Annotated in this window: 13 protein-coding genes; 1 reads left to right on the forward strand and 12 read right to left on the reverse strand. The window is 56.6% G+C overall.

The annotated features are described in order from the left end of the window. Positions 1-7: 7 nt before the first annotated feature. The 9 genes from ccoG to ccoN (K0F75_RS03865) form a co-directional block, all read right to left on the reverse strand. Positions 8-1,423: a cytochrome c oxidase accessory protein CcoG gene (gene ccoG, locus K0F75_RS03825; RefSeq protein ID WP_219060521.1), complete on the reverse strand. Its 1,416-nt coding sequence runs from the start codon at positions 1,421-1,423 to the stop codon at positions 8-10. 347 nt (positions 1,424-1,770) lie between these two features. Next, positions 1,771-2,748 carry a cytochrome-c oxidase, cbb3-type subunit III gene (ccoP, locus tag K0F75_RS03830; protein WP_219060522.1) on the reverse strand — a complete coding sequence of 326 codons (978 nt, stop codon included), beginning with the start codon at positions 2,746-2,748 and terminating at the stop codon, positions 1,771-1,773. Continuing rightward, complete coding sequence (locus tag K0F75_RS03835; protein WP_219060523.1) at positions 2,745-2,936, reverse strand: cbb3-type cytochrome c oxidase subunit 3; 192 nt, start codon at positions 2,934-2,936, stop codon at positions 2,745-2,747. The genes ccoP (K0F75_RS03830) and K0F75_RS03835 overlap by 4 nt, the downstream gene beginning before the upstream one ends. 5 nt (positions 2,937-2,941) lie before the next feature. Further along, entirely contained in the window at positions 2,942-3,550 is a 609-nt protein-coding gene (gene ccoO / locus K0F75_RS03840) for a cytochrome-c oxidase, cbb3-type subunit II (RefSeq protein ID WP_219060524.1), read from the reverse strand. Beyond that, positions 3,550-4,992, reverse strand: a complete 1,443-nt coding sequence (ccoN, locus tag K0F75_RS03845) for a cytochrome-c oxidase, cbb3-type subunit I (protein WP_219060525.1) — start codon at positions 4,990-4,992, stop codon at positions 3,550-3,552. The genes ccoO (K0F75_RS03840) and ccoN (K0F75_RS03845) overlap by 1 nt, the downstream gene beginning before the upstream one ends. A 507-nt stretch (positions 4,993-5,499) precedes the next feature. Continuing rightward, complete coding sequence (gene ccoP, locus K0F75_RS03850; RefSeq protein ID WP_219060526.1) at positions 5,500-6,450, reverse strand: cytochrome-c oxidase, cbb3-type subunit III; 951 nt, start codon at positions 6,448-6,450, stop codon at positions 5,500-5,502. Further along, positions 6,447-6,650 carry a cbb3-type cytochrome c oxidase subunit 3 gene (locus K0F75_RS03855; RefSeq protein ID WP_219060527.1) on the reverse strand — a complete coding sequence of 68 codons (204 nt, stop codon included), beginning with the start codon at positions 6,648-6,650 and terminating at the stop codon, positions 6,447-6,449. Before K0F75_RS03855 ends, ccoP (K0F75_RS03850) begins: the two co-directional genes overlap by 4 nt. Positions 6,651-6,653: 3 nt before the next feature. After that, a complete protein-coding gene (ccoO, locus tag K0F75_RS03860) occupies positions 6,654-7,262 on the reverse strand; it encodes a cytochrome-c oxidase, cbb3-type subunit II (protein WP_219060528.1) in 609 nt (202 codons plus the stop codon). A gap of 10 nt (positions 7,263-7,272) precedes the next feature. Further along, positions 7,273-8,697, reverse strand: a complete 1,425-nt coding sequence (gene ccoN / locus K0F75_RS03865) for a cytochrome-c oxidase, cbb3-type subunit I (RefSeq protein ID WP_219060529.1) — start codon at positions 8,695-8,697, stop codon at positions 7,273-7,275. An 89-nt stretch (positions 8,698-8,786) separates the two neighbouring features. Here ccoN (K0F75_RS03865) and K0F75_RS03870 point away from each other — a divergent pair, with 89 nt between their 5' ends. Then, complete coding sequence (locus tag K0F75_RS03870; RefSeq protein ID WP_219060530.1) at positions 8,787-9,485, forward strand: alpha/beta family hydrolase; 699 nt, start codon at positions 8,787-8,789, stop codon at positions 9,483-9,485. 52 nt (positions 9,486-9,537) lie between these two features. Here the strand turns inward: K0F75_RS03870 and K0F75_RS03875 are convergent, their stop codons facing one another. From K0F75_RS03875 to K0F75_RS03885, 3 genes are all read right to left on the reverse strand, one after another. Beyond that, positions 9,538-12,522, reverse strand: coding sequence for a hypothetical protein (locus tag K0F75_RS03875; RefSeq protein ID WP_219060531.1), 2,985 nt, complete (start codon positions 12,520-12,522; stop codon positions 9,538-9,540). A 61-nt stretch (positions 12,523-12,583) separates the two neighbouring features. Further along, positions 12,584-14,443, reverse strand: coding sequence for a hypothetical protein (locus K0F75_RS03880; RefSeq protein ID WP_219060532.1), 1,860 nt, complete (start codon positions 14,441-14,443; stop codon positions 12,584-12,586). Positions 14,444-14,738: 295 nt separating this feature from the next. Continuing rightward, the gene (locus K0F75_RS03885; RefSeq protein WP_219060533.1) at positions 14,739-16,199 is read right to left on the reverse strand and encodes a hypothetical protein; all 1,461 of its coding nucleotides are present in this window, start codon (positions 16,197-16,199) and stop codon (positions 14,739-14,741) included. Positions 16,200-16,285: the final 86 nt, after the last annotated feature.

The raw sequence follows: 16,285 nt of genomic DNA on the forward strand, positions 1-16,285 counted from the left end.
ACTTCTCTTAGCGAATTTGTGGGCCGATGAAACGGCTCTTGGCTTGAACGTGGGTGCCACTGTTATCGGCATCCTTGAGGGTGAAAGTCACCTCGTTGGTACTCGACGGCAGTTGCTCTGGTGCGCTCGACAATTCGACCGGCACGCTGATGATCTCACCCGCCTGCACCTTGAACTCGCGACGACCTTGCAGTTTCAGGTCAGGCAAGCCAGAGGCATCGAGAATGTAGGTGTGATCGACCTGATCCTTGTTCATGACCTTGAGGCTATAAACGTTTTCGATCCGGCCTTCGGCGTTCTCGCGATACAACACGCGGTCCTTGCTGACGTCGAAACCAACCAGCGGACGCATGAAAAAGGCGGTCGCCAGCAAACTCATCATTACCAGCAGCACCAAGGCATAACCAATCAGGCGCGGGCGCAGTTTGTGCGTCGTCTGCCCGGACAGGTTGTGTTCAGTGGTGTAGCTGATCAACCCGCGTGGGTAGTTCATCTTGTCCATGATGGTGTCGCAGGCATCGATACAGGCTGCACAGCCAATGCATTCGATTTGCAGGCCGTCGCGGATGTCGATACCGGTCGGGCAGACTTGTACGCACATCGTACAGTCGATGCAATCCCCCAGACCCTGCGCTTTGTAATCGATGTCCTTTTTCCGGGTGCCGCGTTTTTCGCCGCGACGTGGGTCGTAGGACACGATCAGGGTATCTTTGTCGAACATCACGCTTTGGAAACGCGCATACGGGCACATGTAAATGCACACTTGTTCGCGCAGCCAGCCTGCGTTGCCATACGTGGCGAGGGTGAAGAAGCCGACCCAGAAATAGGCCCAGCCATCAGCCTGTCCAGTGAAAAAATCAATGGTCAGGTCACGGATCGGGGCGAAGTAGCCGACGAAGGTCAGGCCCGTGACGAAGCCAATGATCAGCCACAAGCTGTGCTTGCTTAACTTGCGCAGGAACTTGTTGCCGGACATCGGCGCTTTGTCGAGCTTGATGCGCTGGTTGCGATCACCTTCGGTGACTTTCTCGCACCACATGAAAATCCAGGTCCAGACACTTTGCGGGCAGGTATACCCACACCACACGCGCCCGGCGAATACGGTAATGAAGAACAGGCCAAAGGCGCTGACGATCAAAATGCCGGAGAGCAGGATGAAATCCTGCGGCCAGAAGGTGGCGCCGAAAATGTAGAACTTACGCTCTGGCAGGTTCCACCAGACAGCCTGATGCCCAGCCCAGTTCAGCCAGACCGTACCGAAGTACAACAGGAACAGCCCGGCACCGCCCATCATCCGCAAATTGCGAAACAGACCGGTGAAGGCTCGGGTATAGATTTTTTCACGGGAAGCGTAGAGATCGACACCACCGCTGTCTTTTTTAGGCGGCGGAGTGACATTGTGTACCGGAATCTGGTTGCTCATTAGTGCGTCCCACGGCAGTGGAAAAAGCCTCAGCCAGTGCGTGCCGACTGCGGTCAAAAGAGTGTTGCCAAGGCGCCAATGATACGCCTCTCGCTCTGGCCTAGGGGTGCGACCTTTGGTCGCGTTGGGTGAAAGCGAATGTTGGTGTAGTGACTTGAATCAATTGACTTATGAATTATGGTCGATTTTTGACGGGTAGAGCGTAATGGGGGTGGCAAAAATACTGCGCTTTCGCCAATGAGTTCGCGAAGAGGCCCGTATGGATAAATCATCATTCAGCAGAAACCAAAACGGCCCCGCCAGTTTTCACTGGCGGGGCCGTTTTGTGTTGCGGTCACGCGTTCGCTTTACTCAGCGGCGGCAGCCTTGTCTCCATGGGAGAGGCTGTAGACGTAAGCAGCCAGCAGGTGAACCTTGTCATTGCCTTGCAGCAACGCCTGAGCAGGCATCTGGCCCTGACGGCCGTAACGGATGGTCTGCTGCAGTTGCGCGAAGCTCGAACCGTAGATGAACGCGCCTGGGTGAGTCAGGTTAGGTGCGCCCATTGCTGCGGTGCCTTTACCTTCTGCACCGTGGCAGGCCACGCAGTTGGTAGCGAAGAGCTTCTGACCGGCAACCGGGTCGGCATTAGCGTCTTCAGGCAGCTTGCGGCCATCCAGTTGAGTGGTTACGAATGCCGCGACGTCACGTACGCCTTGGTCGCCAATCACAGTACCCCATGCTGGCATGACCGCATGACGGCCTCCCATGATGGTGGTCTTGATGGTTTCCGGCTCGCCGCCCCAACGCCAGTCGGCGTCGGTCAGGTTAGGGAAGCCATAAGCGCCCTTGGCGTCGGAACCGTGGCAAACCGAGCAGTTGGAGGCGAACAGACGGCCACCCATCTTCAGGGCTTGCGGGTCTTTGGCGACGTCTTCAATCGGCATGGACGCGAATTTGGCGAAGATCGGACCGAATCGAGCATCCGATTTAGCCATTTCCTTTTCCCATTCGTGAACGCCAGTCCAACCGGATTGGCCATTGGCGAATTCGGTTTTCTTGTCGTTGTCCAGGTAGGAATAGCCTGGCAGCAGGCCTTTCCAGTTACCCAGACCCGGGTACAGCACCAGATAGCCCAGCGCGAAGATGATGGTGCCCACGAACAGCATGAACCACCATTTTGGCAGTGGGTTGTCGTATTCCTCGATACCGTCGAAGGAATGGCCCACTGTCTCTTCCGTTGCTTCGCTGCGCTGGCCCTTGCGGGTGGACAGCAGCAGCCAGGTCAGGGCGAAGATGGTACCCAAACTGAGGACTGTGACGTACAGACTCCAGAAAGTAGTCATTCTTTGTTACTCCTAGAAGCTTGCTCTTGCTCAACGTGTTTGATGGCTTCGGGGTCATCCGCGAAGGGCAGCAAAGTTGCTTCGTCGAACTCTGCCTTGCGTCGTCCGCTGAATACCCACAATGCCAGGCCGATAAAAGCCACCATCACTACGACGGTGCCCAGGCCGCGAATCATCCCCATATCCATCAATATCACCGTTTGCTTTTGATGATGGTGCCCAGACCTTGCAGGTAGGCGACCAACGCATCCATTTCAGTTTTGCCTTTCACAGCAGCACTTGCACCGGCGATGTCTTCGTCGGTGTAAGGGACGCCGAGCGTACGCAAGACTTCCATTTTTTTCGGGGTGTCCTTGCCGTCGAGCTTGTTTTCTACCAGGAACGGGTAGGCAGGCATTTTCGACTCGGGCACTACGTTGCGCGGGTTGTACAAATGCGCGCGCTGCCAGTCATCGGAGTAACGACCGCCGACGCGGGCCAAGTCCGGACCGGTACGCTTGGAACCCCACAGGAACGGGTGGTCCCAGACGCTTTCACCAGCGACCGAGTAGTGGCCGTAGCGTTCGGTTTCAGCACGGAACGGACGAATCATCTGCGAGTGGCAGCCGACACAACCGTTGGCGATGAAAATATCGCGGCCTTCGAGTTCCAGTGCCGGGCGAGGCTTCATGCCTTCGACCGGTTTGTTGGTCACGTCCTGAAAAAACAGGGGGACGATCTGGGTCAGGCCGCCGATGCTAACGGCGATAACCATGAAGAAGGCCAGCAGGCCGATATTCTTCTCGACTACTTCGTGTCTCATCAGTGAGCTCCAACTACAGCGATCTGAGCGGCGGCTTCAGCTTCAGCCGGGTTCGAGGCGCGTACGGTGCGGAACACGTTGTAAGCCATGAACAGCATGCCGCTGGCGAAGAATGCACCACCAATTGCGCGGACGATGAAGCCCGGATGGCTGGCTTGCAGTGCTTCGACGAAGGAGTAAGTGAGGGTGCCGTCGTCGTTGATCGCACGCCACATCAAACCCTGGGTGATGCCGTTGACCCACATCGAAGCGATGTAAAGAACGGTACCGATGGTAGCCAGCCAGAAGTGGGTGTTGATCAGGCCAACACTGTGCATCTGAGGACGACCGAAGATTTTCGGGATCATGTGGTACAGCGAACCGATCGAGATCATCGCTACCCAGCCGAGAGCGCCGGCGTGTACGTGGCCGATGGTCCAGTCAGTGTAGTGAGACAGCGAGTTGACGGTCTTGATGGCCATCATCGGGCCTTCAAAGGTCGACATGCCGTAGAACGCCAGCGATACGACCAGGAACCGCAGAATCGGGTCGGTACGCAGTTTGTGCCATGCACCTGACAGCGTCATCATGCCGTTGATCATGCCGCCCCAGCTTGGCGCCAACAGAATCATCGACATCGCCATGCCCAGCGACTGAGCCCAGTCTGGCAGAGCGGTGTAGTGCAAGTGGTGCGGGCCTGCCCAGATGTACAGGGTGATCAGTGCCCAGAAGTGCACGATCGACAGGCGATAGGAGTAGATCGGACGCTCGGCCTGCTTCGGAACGAAGTAGTACATCATCCCCAGGAAGCCGGTGGTCAGGAAGAAACCTACCGCGTTGTGGCCGTACCACCACTGGATCATCGCATCAGTCGCACCGGAGTAGGCCGAGTAGGACTTGAAGAGGGTCACGGGCAGCGAGGCGTGGTTGACAATATGCAGCATCGCCGTCACGACGATGAAGGCGCCATAGAACCAGAGGCCCACATAAATGTGCTTGGTTTTGCGCTTCATGATGGTGCCAAAGAACACCGCAGCGTAGGTTATCCAGACGATGGCCAGCAAAATGGCGAGAGGCCATTCCAGTTCGGCGTATTCCTTAGTAGTGGTGTAGCCCAGCGGCAACGTGACGCCTGCGCCGACGATCACTGCTTGCCATCCCCAGAAGTGGAAGGCGGCCATGCTGTCGGAGATCAGTCGCGTTTGGCAGGTTCGCTGCACGACATAGTAAGAGGTGGCAAACAGCGCACAACCGCCGAAGGCGAAAATCACCAGGTTTGTGTGCAATGGGCGTAAGCGTCCAAAAGTCGTCCACGGAAGGCCGAGGTTTAACTCGGGCCAAACAAGCTGTGAGGCGATAAAGACACCAAGCCCCATGCCAAGGATCCCCCAGACCACCGTCATGATGGCGAACTGGCGGACTACCTTATAGTTATAAGCAGTCGGACTGATTGCTGTGCTCATTCTAAGGTTCCACGGTTTGGGTGTTTTTTAGGGATAAAAAAGCGGCCGCAGTATGGAGAAAGCGAGTTGCCATTGCAATGCGATCAACGCCTTGCAACTGCTTCCTGAAGCTGACTCTGCGGTCATTTCAGCATGGTCAGGGAGCCGTTAGGCGCAGTGACGAAATGCCGCAGTGGACGAAAAAAAGTGAGGGTTCCAGGCTGGCGGAATGCTGAGGGTAAAGGACGAAACAAAACGCAAAACCAACAGCTAACGGACCATAGCCGCTGTAGATGAGCCTTTTTGCGCAAGTTATCGAGCACCATCGCCGAAAACATTCGTATCACTTGACCTGTGGCCCACTGTTGGCAGTCCACTATGCGGGCAAGCTTAGTCCTGAATGTCGGGAGTGGGAAGGTGTACTAACGACGGGTGCGACACTTGGTCGCGGAAGGAAAGGGGGTTGCCGCTCCTGTAACAGGAGCGGCATTCACGCACAGCCCAGAGATTGTCCGGGTTGCTGAATCGTTATTGTGCCTTGGCTACGGGCGCCTCTTGCTGAGCATTACCTTGAGACAGGCTATACACATAGGCGGCTAACAACTGCACCTTGTCGTTGCCCAGCTGCTCGTTCTGCGCAGGCATCTGACCTTGACGACCATAACGGATAGTCTGCTGCAACTGGGTCAGACTGCTGCCGTAGATGAAGCCGGCCGGTTGCGTCAGGTTCGGCGCCCCCATTGCTTGCGTGCCTTGACCTGTTGCGCCGTGGCAGGCTACGCAATTGGTGTTGAACACTTGCTGTCCGGCTTCGACATTGGCGGTTTCATCGGCTGGCAATGGCAGTCCTGCGAGGGAGTGGCGTACATACGCTGCGACGTTTTTCACCCCTTCCTCACCGAGAATCGGACCCCAGGCTGGCATGCCGGCTATACGGCCACCCATGATGGTGGTCTTGATAGTGTCGGCGCTACCGCCCCATCGCCAAATGGTATCTGTCAGGTTGGGAAAGCCATAGGCACCCCGGGCATCCGAACCGTGGCAGACGGCGCAGTTGGAGGCGAACAGGCGTCCGCCCATCTTCAGCGCTTGTGGATCTTTGGCGACTGCTTCCACGGGCATGGCAGCAAATTTGGCGAAGATCGGCCCAAACTTGGTGTCAGCCTTGTCCATTTCCTTTTGCCATTCATTGACACTGGTCCAGCCATTCGCATAGCCGGGCAGCACGCCTTTCCAGTTGCCCAGGCCCGGGTAGAGGATCAGGTAGCCGACCGCAAACACCAGGGTTGCGGCAAACAACATGAACCACCATTGGGGCAGTGGGTTGTCGTACTCCTCAATGCCGTCGAAGCTGTGACCCATGGTCTGATCGGTACTGCCTTTGGTTTCGCCCTTACGGGTGCCGATCAGCAGCCACGTAAGGCCGATCAGGCTGCCGATGGTCAGTACACAGATGTAGGTACTCCAAAATGTGGTCATCGCTGGGTACTCCGCTCAACAGGGTGCTCTACAACAGATTGTTCTTCAGCGTGAGATGGCAGCGGTTCGTCCGCGAAAGGCGCCATGCGCGCTTCAGCGAACCCCGGATTGCGTTTACTGTTGAAGACCCAAAAGGCCAACCCGATAAATGCGATTGCCACCACCAACGTGCCAAGACCGCGTAAGTCTCCGATATCCATGGCTTACCTCTTGCTCTTGATCGAGGTGCCGAGTACCTGCAAGTAGGCAATCAGTGCATCCATCTGGGTTTTGCCCTTGAGCGTTGCAACGGCTCCGGCAATGTCGTCGTCGGTGTAAGGCACGCCGAGGCTACGCATGGTTTTGAGCTTGGCTTCGGTATGGCTGCTGTCGACAGGTTCGTTCACCATCCATGGATAGCCAGGCATCTTCGACTCAGGCACTACGTTGCGCGGGTTGTACAAATGCGCGCGCTGCCAGTCATCGGAGTAACGACCGCCGACACGGGCCAGATCAGGCCCGGTACGCTTGGAACCCCACAGGAACGGGTGGTCCCAGACGCTTTCACCGGCGACCGAGTAGTGCCCGTAGCGTTCTGTTTCAGCACGGAACGGACGGATCATCTGCGAGTGACAACCCACGCAGCCGTTGGCGATGTAGACATCGCGACCTTCCAGTTGCAGCGCGGTGTAGGGCTTCATGCCTTCAACCGGCTTGTTGGTCACGTCCTGAAAGAACAGCGGCACGATTTGTGTCAGGCCACCGATGCTCACAGCCAAGACCATCAACAGCATCAGCAGGCCGACGTTTTTCTCGATTGTTTCGTGTTTCATGGCGAACTCCTCAGGCCATCTGCGCTGCGGCGGCAGCTTCGGCAGGCACGGAGGCCCGTACGGTGCGCCAGGTGTTGTAGGCCATCAGCAACATGCCGCTGAAGAAGATCGCGCCGCCCACCAGCCGCACGATAAAGCCGGGATGGCTGGCCACCAGGGTTTCGACGAACGAATAAGTCAGCGTGCCGTCTTCGTTGACTGCGCGCCACATAAGGCCCTGAGCGATACCGTTGACCCACATCGAGGCGATGTACAGCACGGTGCCGATAGTTGCCAGCCAGAAGTGGGCGTTGATCAAGCCGACGCTGTGCATCTTTGGCCGGCCGAAAATTTTCGGAACCATGTGGTATAGCGCACCGATGGAAATCATCGCTACCCAACCCAAGGCGCCCGCGTGGACGTGACCGATGGTCCAGTCGGTGTAGTGGGAGAGGGCGTTGACGGTCTTGATCGCCATCATCGGGCCTTCAAAGGTCGACATGCCGTAGAACGCCAGTGACACGACCAGGAACCGCAGGATCGGGTCGTCGCGCAATTTATGCCAGGCGCCCGAGAGCGTCATCATGCCGTTGATCATGCCGCCCCAGCTTGGCGCCAGCAGAATCAGTGACATAACCATACCCAGTGACTGAGCCCAGTCCGGCAGCGCGGTGTAGTGCAGGTGGTGCGGGCCAGCCCAGATGTACAGGGTGATCAGCGCCCAAAAGTGCACGATCGACAGGCGATAGGAATACACCGGCCGTTCAGCTTGCTTAGGAACGAAGTAGTACATCATCCCCAAAAAGCCTGCGGTCAGGAAAAAGCCTACGGCGTTGTGTCCGTACCACCACTGCACCATCGCATCAGTCGCCCCGCCATACACGGAGTAGGACTTGGTCAGGCTGATGGGGATCTCCATGTTGTTGACGAGATGCAGAATCGCCACAGTGATGATAAAGGCCCCAAAAAACCAGTTACCGACATAGATGTGCTTGGTGGTGCGCTTCTTCAACGTGCCGAAGAAGACGATGGCGTAGCTGACCCAGACGATGGTGATCAGGATATCGATCGGCCATTCCAGTTCGGCGTATTCCTTGGAGCTGGTATAACCCAGCGGCAAGGTAATGGCGGCCAACAGAATCACCAGCTGCCAACCCCAGAACGTAAACGCCGCCAGTCGGGGCGCGAACAGTTGGGTCTGGCAGGTGCGTTGCACCGAGTAGTAAGAGCTGGCAAACAGCGCACAGCCGCCGAACGCGAAAATCACCGCATTGGTGTGCAGTGGACGCAAACGACCGAACGTAGTCCAGGGTAAGTTGAAGTTGAGTTCAGGCCAAACCAATTGCGCGGCGATAAAAACGCCGAGCCCCATTCCGACGATGCCCCACACCACCGTCATAATGGCAAATTGGCGGACCACCTTATAGTTGTAGGCGGTACTGTTAGTTGTGTTCATTTAGGTGTGTTCCCATCTTCTTTGGTCCGGATCAGAGGTCCGAGTCATAGCACCGAGTTATAGGCAGACTAATCAAAAGCGAGGTAAGCATGAGAGAAGGACTAAGTGCCGGTATTGACGGGGATCAATGCGAACTACTGGCGCGAACTAATGGCTGGTTATGGAGTCCCGCTCCTCAGAGGGTTTTTGACACGTCGCCGACCCTGATCCTGGCCCATGGCGCAGGTGCCCCCATGGACAGCGAATTCATGACCGACATGGCCGCACGCCTTGCCATGCGGGGCGTCAACGTCATGCGCTTCGAGTTTCCCTACATGGCCCAACGACGTCTCGACGGCCGCAAACGCCCGCCCAATCCGCAGGCGCAGCTACTCGACTGTTGGCGCCAGGTCTATGCCCAAGTGCGACCTCACGTCGCGGGTCGCCTGGCTATCGGGGGTAAGTCCATGGGCGGGCGGATGGCCAGTCTGGTGGCTGACGAGCTGGGCGCAGATGCGTTGGTGTGTCTGGGTTACCCGTTCTATGCCGTGGGCAAACCGGAAAAACCTCGGGTGGCGCATTTGGCGACGATAAAAACGCTGACGTTGATCGTGCAAGGAGAAAGGGATGCGCTGGGGAATCGGGAGGCGGTAGAGGGGTATGACGTGTCCAACGCTATCGAGATTTATTGGGTGCCGACAGGCAATCACGACCTGAAACCGTTGAAGTCGTTGGGTGCGAGTGGCGATGCGGTGTTGAGTCAAGCGACCGATAAGGTAGTAGATTTTTTAATGAAGCCATCCGTTTAAAGTACTAAGCCTGCGCCATGGCAGACTTAGTACTTGGAGCTTAGCCGATCGATCAGCTCTTCATACCGAAAGCGTGAGCGGCGTCCCCGCCAAAACCGACGTCTTTGAGTACTATCCCTCGACCATCCTGCGGGAAGATCGCCCAACGTTTACCTTTACCGGCATGGTCCGCAGCCCATGCGCGGTTATGTCGACCCGCTTCGTAGGTCAACCCCGGATCACCGCCGTAATTGGCACGTAACGTACCCCAGTCGGCCAACGAAGGCATGTGCGCACCCGCGCCGTTTACCGGTTTCATAGCTTCGGTGTAGGTGTGGAAGATGAAGAACACAAACGTCAGGACATTCGAGGTTTTCACGTTATAGCTGACGCGTTGACCCGCGCTGTCGGTGACGATGATAGCGGCAGCGCCATTGCCGACCGAGATGACTCGTCCCGTTGCGTCGACCTCCGCAATCGTTGGTGCGCTGGACTGGTAATGGTAAGGCGCGACCCCACCCGAAGCCACTCGCTGCGAGAATGCTCCGGCAGGTGGAAACTTCGGCGTGGCCGCCGTTCGCAAGTGCCGAGCGCTCAGCACCAGTTCAGAGGTGTCGATGATCAACGGAGGCTTGGCAGCGGCCACGACGTTGAACGCAGTCGCTGGCGAAACCAGCGGCAAAGCATTGTTACGAGTCGCCTCGTAAGTGACCTGAACTGCGCCATCGGCACTGCCGATCACAACGGATTTTGGCACGACGAATTCAATCTTGGCCGCGGTGCCGGCCTCTTTCGCAGGGGTTGCGTGGTTTTGAGGGCCGGCCCATTTAACGACGATGCTGTCTTTTCCATCGATGCCGGTGTAACGGGGGACTGTTACCAGCACGCCGTAACCAGGTACGTTTTCCAGGTGCATGATGTTATTAACGTCTACACCTGCGACAGTCGGCTTGGGAAGGTGGGAGAGGGCAGTGTCGATCAGCAAATCAAGGACGTTTGACTGTTCAATCGTGCCGTCGACGCGGGTGACTACATAATAGATCTGCACCTTATTGCCGAGGTCATTGGCAACTATCGTTCCCGAAAAAATCACCAACAACTCTTGCCCTGCTTGACTGGCGGAGATGCTTTTATCTTTAGCGTACCTCCCGCATGGCGATTGCCATGACACGGTCACGAAATCGCCTTCCTTCAGATTCGCGCTGGCGTCAATGGCCACGGTCGCGCCTTTGAACGTATCGACAGGGTCAAGGGTGCCATCTTCTTTGGATTCCTTAACTGTTGGATCGGGCAGATGAGTGATGACCGTGGTGCTGATTGTGAGTGGCAGAGTTTCCGAGGCAAGCGTGCGATTGCCACGTACCACTTCATACCGCACAGCAACGCTGCCGTTGAGGTTAGCGTCCACGTAGTGCTTCTTGACCCGGAAAATGACGTCCTTGCCCGACGTGCCGCTGTTGAGTGTTGTGCTGGCGCTGTAACTGGCGTCCGGCGCGCGGCCATCCCAATACAGCGTGACATTATCCAGCGGCGCCATACCCGTGTAGGGCCGAATACGGACCACGGCCTCGAGCACGATGTCCGTTGGATCAAGCGCGCCATCGGCACTTGCGCCATCGACAGAGGGGGGCGGTAACAACGCGCCCCCGCCAGCGCTGACCTGCACCTGCAACGAAGGCGACTTGAAAAACGCCCGGGCGAACGTAGTCACCGTGTAATAAAGCTCAAGCGTACCGCCCGCCAGCGAGCTGACTTTATCGTCAGGGATCAAAAATTCTACTGTCTCGCCCACATCGTCGCTATTGAGGTTTTTCACCTCTTCATGAATCACATTGGCACCGCCAGCCGTCTTGCCCATCCACACCAGAGTGACGTCATTGCCATCGGCCATGAAGTAATACGCTGGCACTTGAGCGATGACATTGTGCGCCGTCGGGTCGAGCACCCCGTTATTCTCCTCTGCGACAGGCAACTTCGGTGGCGCCAGTACTTGGACTTTACCCACGATGGTCAGCGGCAGGCTCTTGGAACGCTGCTCCTCGCCGGACACTTTCCTGACCTTGTACTTGAGCCGCGCACGGCCTTGTGCAATCGGCTCGAACTGTTCATTGGGAATCAGGAACTGCACAAACCCGATGGACGTGCCCACCGCTTTTACCGCGACATAAGGGTCCAGCCCCATCCCTTCCGCCGTGTTGCGCTCGACGGTGAAAGTGATTTCGTCCGTGGCATTGATACCCGGATAAGACAACACCAACGCCTGCACATCGGCCCCGGCGAGGGTTGCAAGGTTCAGCTCCATATTGGCCGCTTGTGGCGCGACCGGGGCGGGGAGAGTGGAATTGCCGACTTCGACTTCGACATAGGTGGGGAGTGACCAGCGCGACCAGTTGTTTACGACGTCGCGGAGTTCATAACGCACTTCCAGCATGTCGGAGTCGCCAGCGGCATCAATAACTTCCTTGGCAATAGGCAGTACGACAGGTTTGCCGAGCTCCGCTTGAGATTTCAATTCGTATTTGACGAATTCACCGTTCCACGAAAGGGTAATTCTGTCGCCGACTTCCATGTTTGGATAGGGGGCAACAGTGACGCTGACACCTTCAGGTGAACTGATAATTCCCTGGGGTATAACGGTAGCTTTGGCCAGTGCTTCGTTTTCCCAAGGCGTCGAAGGATTGATGTCCGTTCCGCCCGGGAGTGTCAGCTTGACCCTGATTGTTGCGGGCAAGGATTTATTCCTCAAGCCGCCAATAGGCTCGGTCACTTCATACAGTAGCGTTATCTGCTCCGGATGAATGTTCTGTTGGTCCAGTTCCAACACAACATAGGAAGGTGTTTCGGGTATGAGATCTCCGTCCTTGATTGTATAGTTGAAAACAAGAGTGCCATTACAGTACAAATCAATAATATGACCCGCAGCCATGTCAGTGTAAGGCCCAACTCGAACGAGCAGCGGTACGCTAGGGTCCAGGGTGTCCGCATAACCAATACCACTCGGGTCATGGAGGTTTTGCATGGCCGGTTCGGGCAGTAATGCCTTCAAGAAATTATTCATGTTGTTATCCGGTTTTTATTTGTTAGAAGGCGAGCCCTCAAGGCTCGCCTGTTGAGTTACATCAGCAGCCAGCGCCAGGTGTGGCCATGCGCATCAGGACTGAAGCGGTTCTGGAGTTAACGGGCCCGTTGGGGCCTTCGACCCTGTAATAGGCTTCAGCATGCCCGGTACAAATGAGGCGTAATTTAGCGTCCGGCACCCGGAAGCTATAGCCGTTAAGGATTTCACCATCGTCCAGCGTATGGGTTTCTTCCATGCTGGCGCCCGGTACAGGCGTGCTGCCGTTGGCCGCGTTATAGCCGTGGAACACAAGGGTGACGCGAGGGTATTTATCGATGTGTTCGTACGGTGCGATAAAAATGGGCGTGCCATCCGGACTAAGAATCGGACTGATGGCGTTATTTTCATTGGCGTTGGTAAATACAGGCTGCGCCAAACCATCTTCCCCGCCCGGTAGATCACCTTCGGCTCGGACTTCGACTGATTGGGCAAAGGATTTGGAGGTGTTAGGGTTACCGTCATGACTGACGGTGTAGTACACCTTGATCGCTTCGCCGGTGCCCTCAGCGGCCATCAATGTATTAGGAATGGTCAGCGTAATGTCTTTGTTCAGATCGATGGATTTAATCTGGAAACTGACCGGTGTTGGCTGCGCGCCCCAGAACAAATGAATGCGGTCACTGACGGCGAAATCATTCTTCCAGCCAATAACGGCTTTGGCCTCAAGCAAGAAATCATCTTCATCAATAACGTTATCGTCGTTATTCGCATTACTGCTGGTTCCTCGGATAATCGGTAGATCGAGGTTTTCGTTTTCTGGGGTTTCCGGGTCTGGGTCAACGGGGCCTGGCAGCTCCAGATTGACATTGACCATCAGTTCCGAGGAACTGCCGATCAATACAGTATTGCGTCGCACCTCATAACGAAGCACTACCTCTCCATCCCCTGACAGCGCGATAGTTGGATAACGAACATTGATGTCAAAGATCGGGTCTTGAGTTTCATCGCCAAGCTTTAGTTCAGCGTCAGGCAGCGCATTATCACCCCAGTACAGGGTTACCTTGTCGCCTGCTTCTGGAGCTGGGTACTGAGGAATGGTCACCGCAACCACCGCGCGCGCATCCGCGTCATCAATCACCCCGTCATCGGCCTGAGCGCAGAGCGGTGCAGGGAAGTCGGCTGGCGCGGGCTTGAGAAACAGACTGAATGTTTTAGTCTGGGATTTGATCGATACATTGCCGGCACGGTCGGTGACAATATAGTGAACCGGTTCGGCGACATCGCCGACGCTTTCCAGGAATGCCCGGTCGAAGTCGATCATCACCTGATCCAAGGTGACTTCATCTTCAATCACCGTATGGGTGGGGCCCACTTTGTCGCCCCAGAACGTCTGGATATAATCGCCCCACGCCATGCTGGTATAGCCCGGCACTTCGGTGCTGAGTATATCGCCCAGCCCCGTCAGCTCGGCCGAGGTCAATACACCGTCACTGACGACCGACGGGAATATCATTCCGGCCAACAGGCTGCCGCCGGGCGCGGTTCTGTCGACAATGATGTAGGCGGCGTCGGACGTACTACCTTGACCGCCTTCAACATTAGTTGCCCGGTAAGCAACTTTATACCGACCGTCGTTAGCCAATAGAGACGCAGGAATATCAAGGGACAGTGGCGCGCCGGGACCTTCATCGTTGGCGATTTTTTTTATTTCACCAGCCGCAACCTCATTCCATATTAATTGGTACGTATCGCCCGGCAGGGCTTCATCCCATACGACCAGTGTGGCAACGATAGGGTTCTGTAAATCATCAAGCGTCAGTAATCCATCGACGGGGTCGGCCAAAGGCACGACCGGGGCATTCAATGCCCGTGGGTTATTCGATTTACGGGTGATCAATGAGCGCGAGTGTGACGTACACATGGGTAGTTCTCCAAAATTAAGGCGGAATTAAAACTATTTAAAAGGTTCGCCGCCTTTTAAGCGGCAATAAGAGATCGGTCACTTTTCTTCAGGAAAAATTAATGAGTCGGCGTTATTGGCCAAGGGTTAAACGTTGTACCGCTGGATAGAACATGTGCTCTATCTGTAATCGAACTAATCGTAAGTGCGGCGGTGTGTCAATAAGGTGTGGTAAATAAATATTTTATTTTTTTGCTGTTTGGGGGCTGTTGTAGGCGTTGTATGGCTGAACATTAAGAAACGTCTTACGTTGACGCTATTCCATCGAACAACCCGCTGCGGGTGGTCGTCCATCCACATAGGCATCTGCCTTTAACGAAGTGGCCTGGCCATAGCGGTTGCTCACGCTGTACCGCGCTTCGGCACGCCCCAGCGGGATAGCCAGCAAGTTGGCCTCCGGGATGTTGAAATCACAGCCTGTGAGGGCTTCGTTTTCGCCGACCGATTGCTCCGGAGTCATCGCCGAGGCCGCCAACGGATGGCCGCCCAGCCAGGCATCGAAACCCGAGAACGACAGCGTGACCACGTCCCCTACGCGCATGTTGCGGTAAGGCTTGATCGACACGGTTGTGCCGTTCGGGCTACCGATGGGTTCCAGGGTGTTGTAGCGGTTGGCCTGAATGAACAGGGGGGCGGCCAGCCCGGACTCGCCACCGGGCAATTGCGCCTGAGACACCACCTTGACCCGCTGCGTCGGTGAATACGAGGTGTTGGGGTTGTCTGGATGGGTCACGGTGTAGCGCACCGAAATCGCCTTGCACACGCCTTCGTGGGTGATGAGGGTGTTAGGGATGCACATCACCAGGTCCGTCGCGGCGTCCAGATCGTGCTGATGGATCGGCCGTACCTCGGGCATGGTAGCGGTGCCCCAAAAAAGATTGATCTGATCACACCGCTTGAAGTCCTCGCGCCAGGCGATCACCGCGTCGGCGTTGAGCCGGTAGTCGTCTTCATCAAGGTGGTTATCCTGACGGTTGGCGTTGTCGCTCCTGCCCTTGATCACGGGCGCCGCCAAGGCTTCATTGACCAGCGTGTGTGGCGAAGCGTCTTGTGAGCCGGGCAGGGTCAGAAACACCCGTACCTTCAGGCTCGGCGAGGTGGCCAGCAATTGCCCGTTACGCCGTACTTCGTAACGCACATCCAGCGTGCCATCCCCGGCCTGAGCCAGGCTGGCGTATGCCAAGGCCAGGGTGAACATCGGTGCCTGACCCACTTCTGCGTCGGTAAGCAAATGCTCGGGCAGGGGCTCGCTGCCCCACAGCAGGGTAATGGCATCTCCCGCAGCGGCATGGCCGTAACCGGGGATGTGCACCTGCACCCCCAACCGGCCATCGGCGTTGTCGATCAGGCCGTCGTCAGCCTGCGGGACCACGGGCGGCAATAAGTTGTTGGGCAGATTGTTTATCTGCAATTTCACCGTGGCCGGTTGTGACAGCACCGAGAGGTTACCCGCACGGTCGGTGACGGTGTATGTCACCGCCACTTCGCCATCGCCGAGTTGTTCGAGGAAGCGCCGGTCGAAGTTGAACGTGATGGCGTTAGCCGTTGGTTGTTCGGCCTGTACGGTATGGACCGGGCCGGGTTGCCCCGCCCAGTAGCTATGCACCACATCGCCCCATTTCGCATCGGAATAACCGGGCAGGGTGGCGACCAGAACATCGCCCATGTTCGAGAGATCGGCGGCACTCAAGCCGTGGGCGGCGCTTGAAGGAAACATCAGCGGTGCCAGCAGCGCGCCGCCGGGTGGCGTGCGGTCGACAATAATGTAGGTGGCGTCGGACGTACTACCTTGATCGCCTTCAA

The sequence above is a fragment of the Pseudomonas sp. UMAB-08 genome (assembly GCF_900095225.1).
Classification (GTDB): domain Bacteria; phylum Pseudomonadota; class Gammaproteobacteria; order Pseudomonadales; family Pseudomonadaceae; genus Aquipseudomonas.

Coding starts and splice junctions, on each gene's coding strand:
- ccoG (WP_219060521.1), bottom strand. CDS start 1,423: ATGAGCAACCAGATTCCGGTACACAATGTCACTCCGCCGCCTAAAAAA.
- ccoP (WP_219060522.1), bottom strand. CDS start 2,748: ATGACTACTTTCTGGAGTCTGTACGTCACAGTCCTCAGTTTGGGTACC.
- K0F75_RS03835 (WP_219060523.1), bottom strand. CDS start 2,936: ATGGATATGGGGATGATTCGCGGCCTGGGCACCGTCGTAGTGATGGTG.
- ccoO (WP_219060524.1), bottom strand. CDS start 3,550: ATGAGACACGAAGTAGTCGAGAAGAATATCGGCCTGCTGGCCTTCTTC.
- ccoN (WP_219060525.1), bottom strand. CDS start 4,992: ATGAGCACAGCAATCAGTCCGACTGCTTATAACTATAAGGTAGTCCGC.
- ccoP (WP_219060526.1), bottom strand. CDS start 6,450: ATGACCACATTTTGGAGTACCTACATCTGTGTACTGACCATCGGCAGC.
- K0F75_RS03855 (WP_219060527.1), bottom strand. CDS start 6,650: ATGGATATCGGAGACTTACGCGGTCTTGGCACGTTGGTGGTGGCAATC.
- ccoO (WP_219060528.1), bottom strand. CDS start 7,262: ATGAAACACGAAACAATCGAGAAAAACGTCGGCCTGCTGATGCTGTTG.
- ccoN (WP_219060529.1), bottom strand. CDS start 8,697: ATGAACACAACTAACAGTACCGCCTACAACTATAAGGTGGTCCGCCAA.
- K0F75_RS03870 (WP_219060530.1), top strand. CDS start 8,787: ATGAGAGAAGGACTAAGTGCCGGTATTGACGGGGATCAATGCGAACTA.
- K0F75_RS03875 (WP_219060531.1), bottom strand. CDS start 12,522: ATGAATAATTTCTTGAAGGCATTACTGCCCGAACCGGCCATGCAAAAC.
- K0F75_RS03880 (WP_219060532.1), bottom strand. CDS start 14,443: ATGTGTACGTCACACTCGCGCTCATTGATCACCCGTAAATCGAATAAC.
- K0F75_RS03885 (WP_219060533.1), bottom strand. CDS start 16,199: ATGTTTCCTTCAAGCGCCGCCCACGGCTTGAGTGCCGCCGATCTCTCG.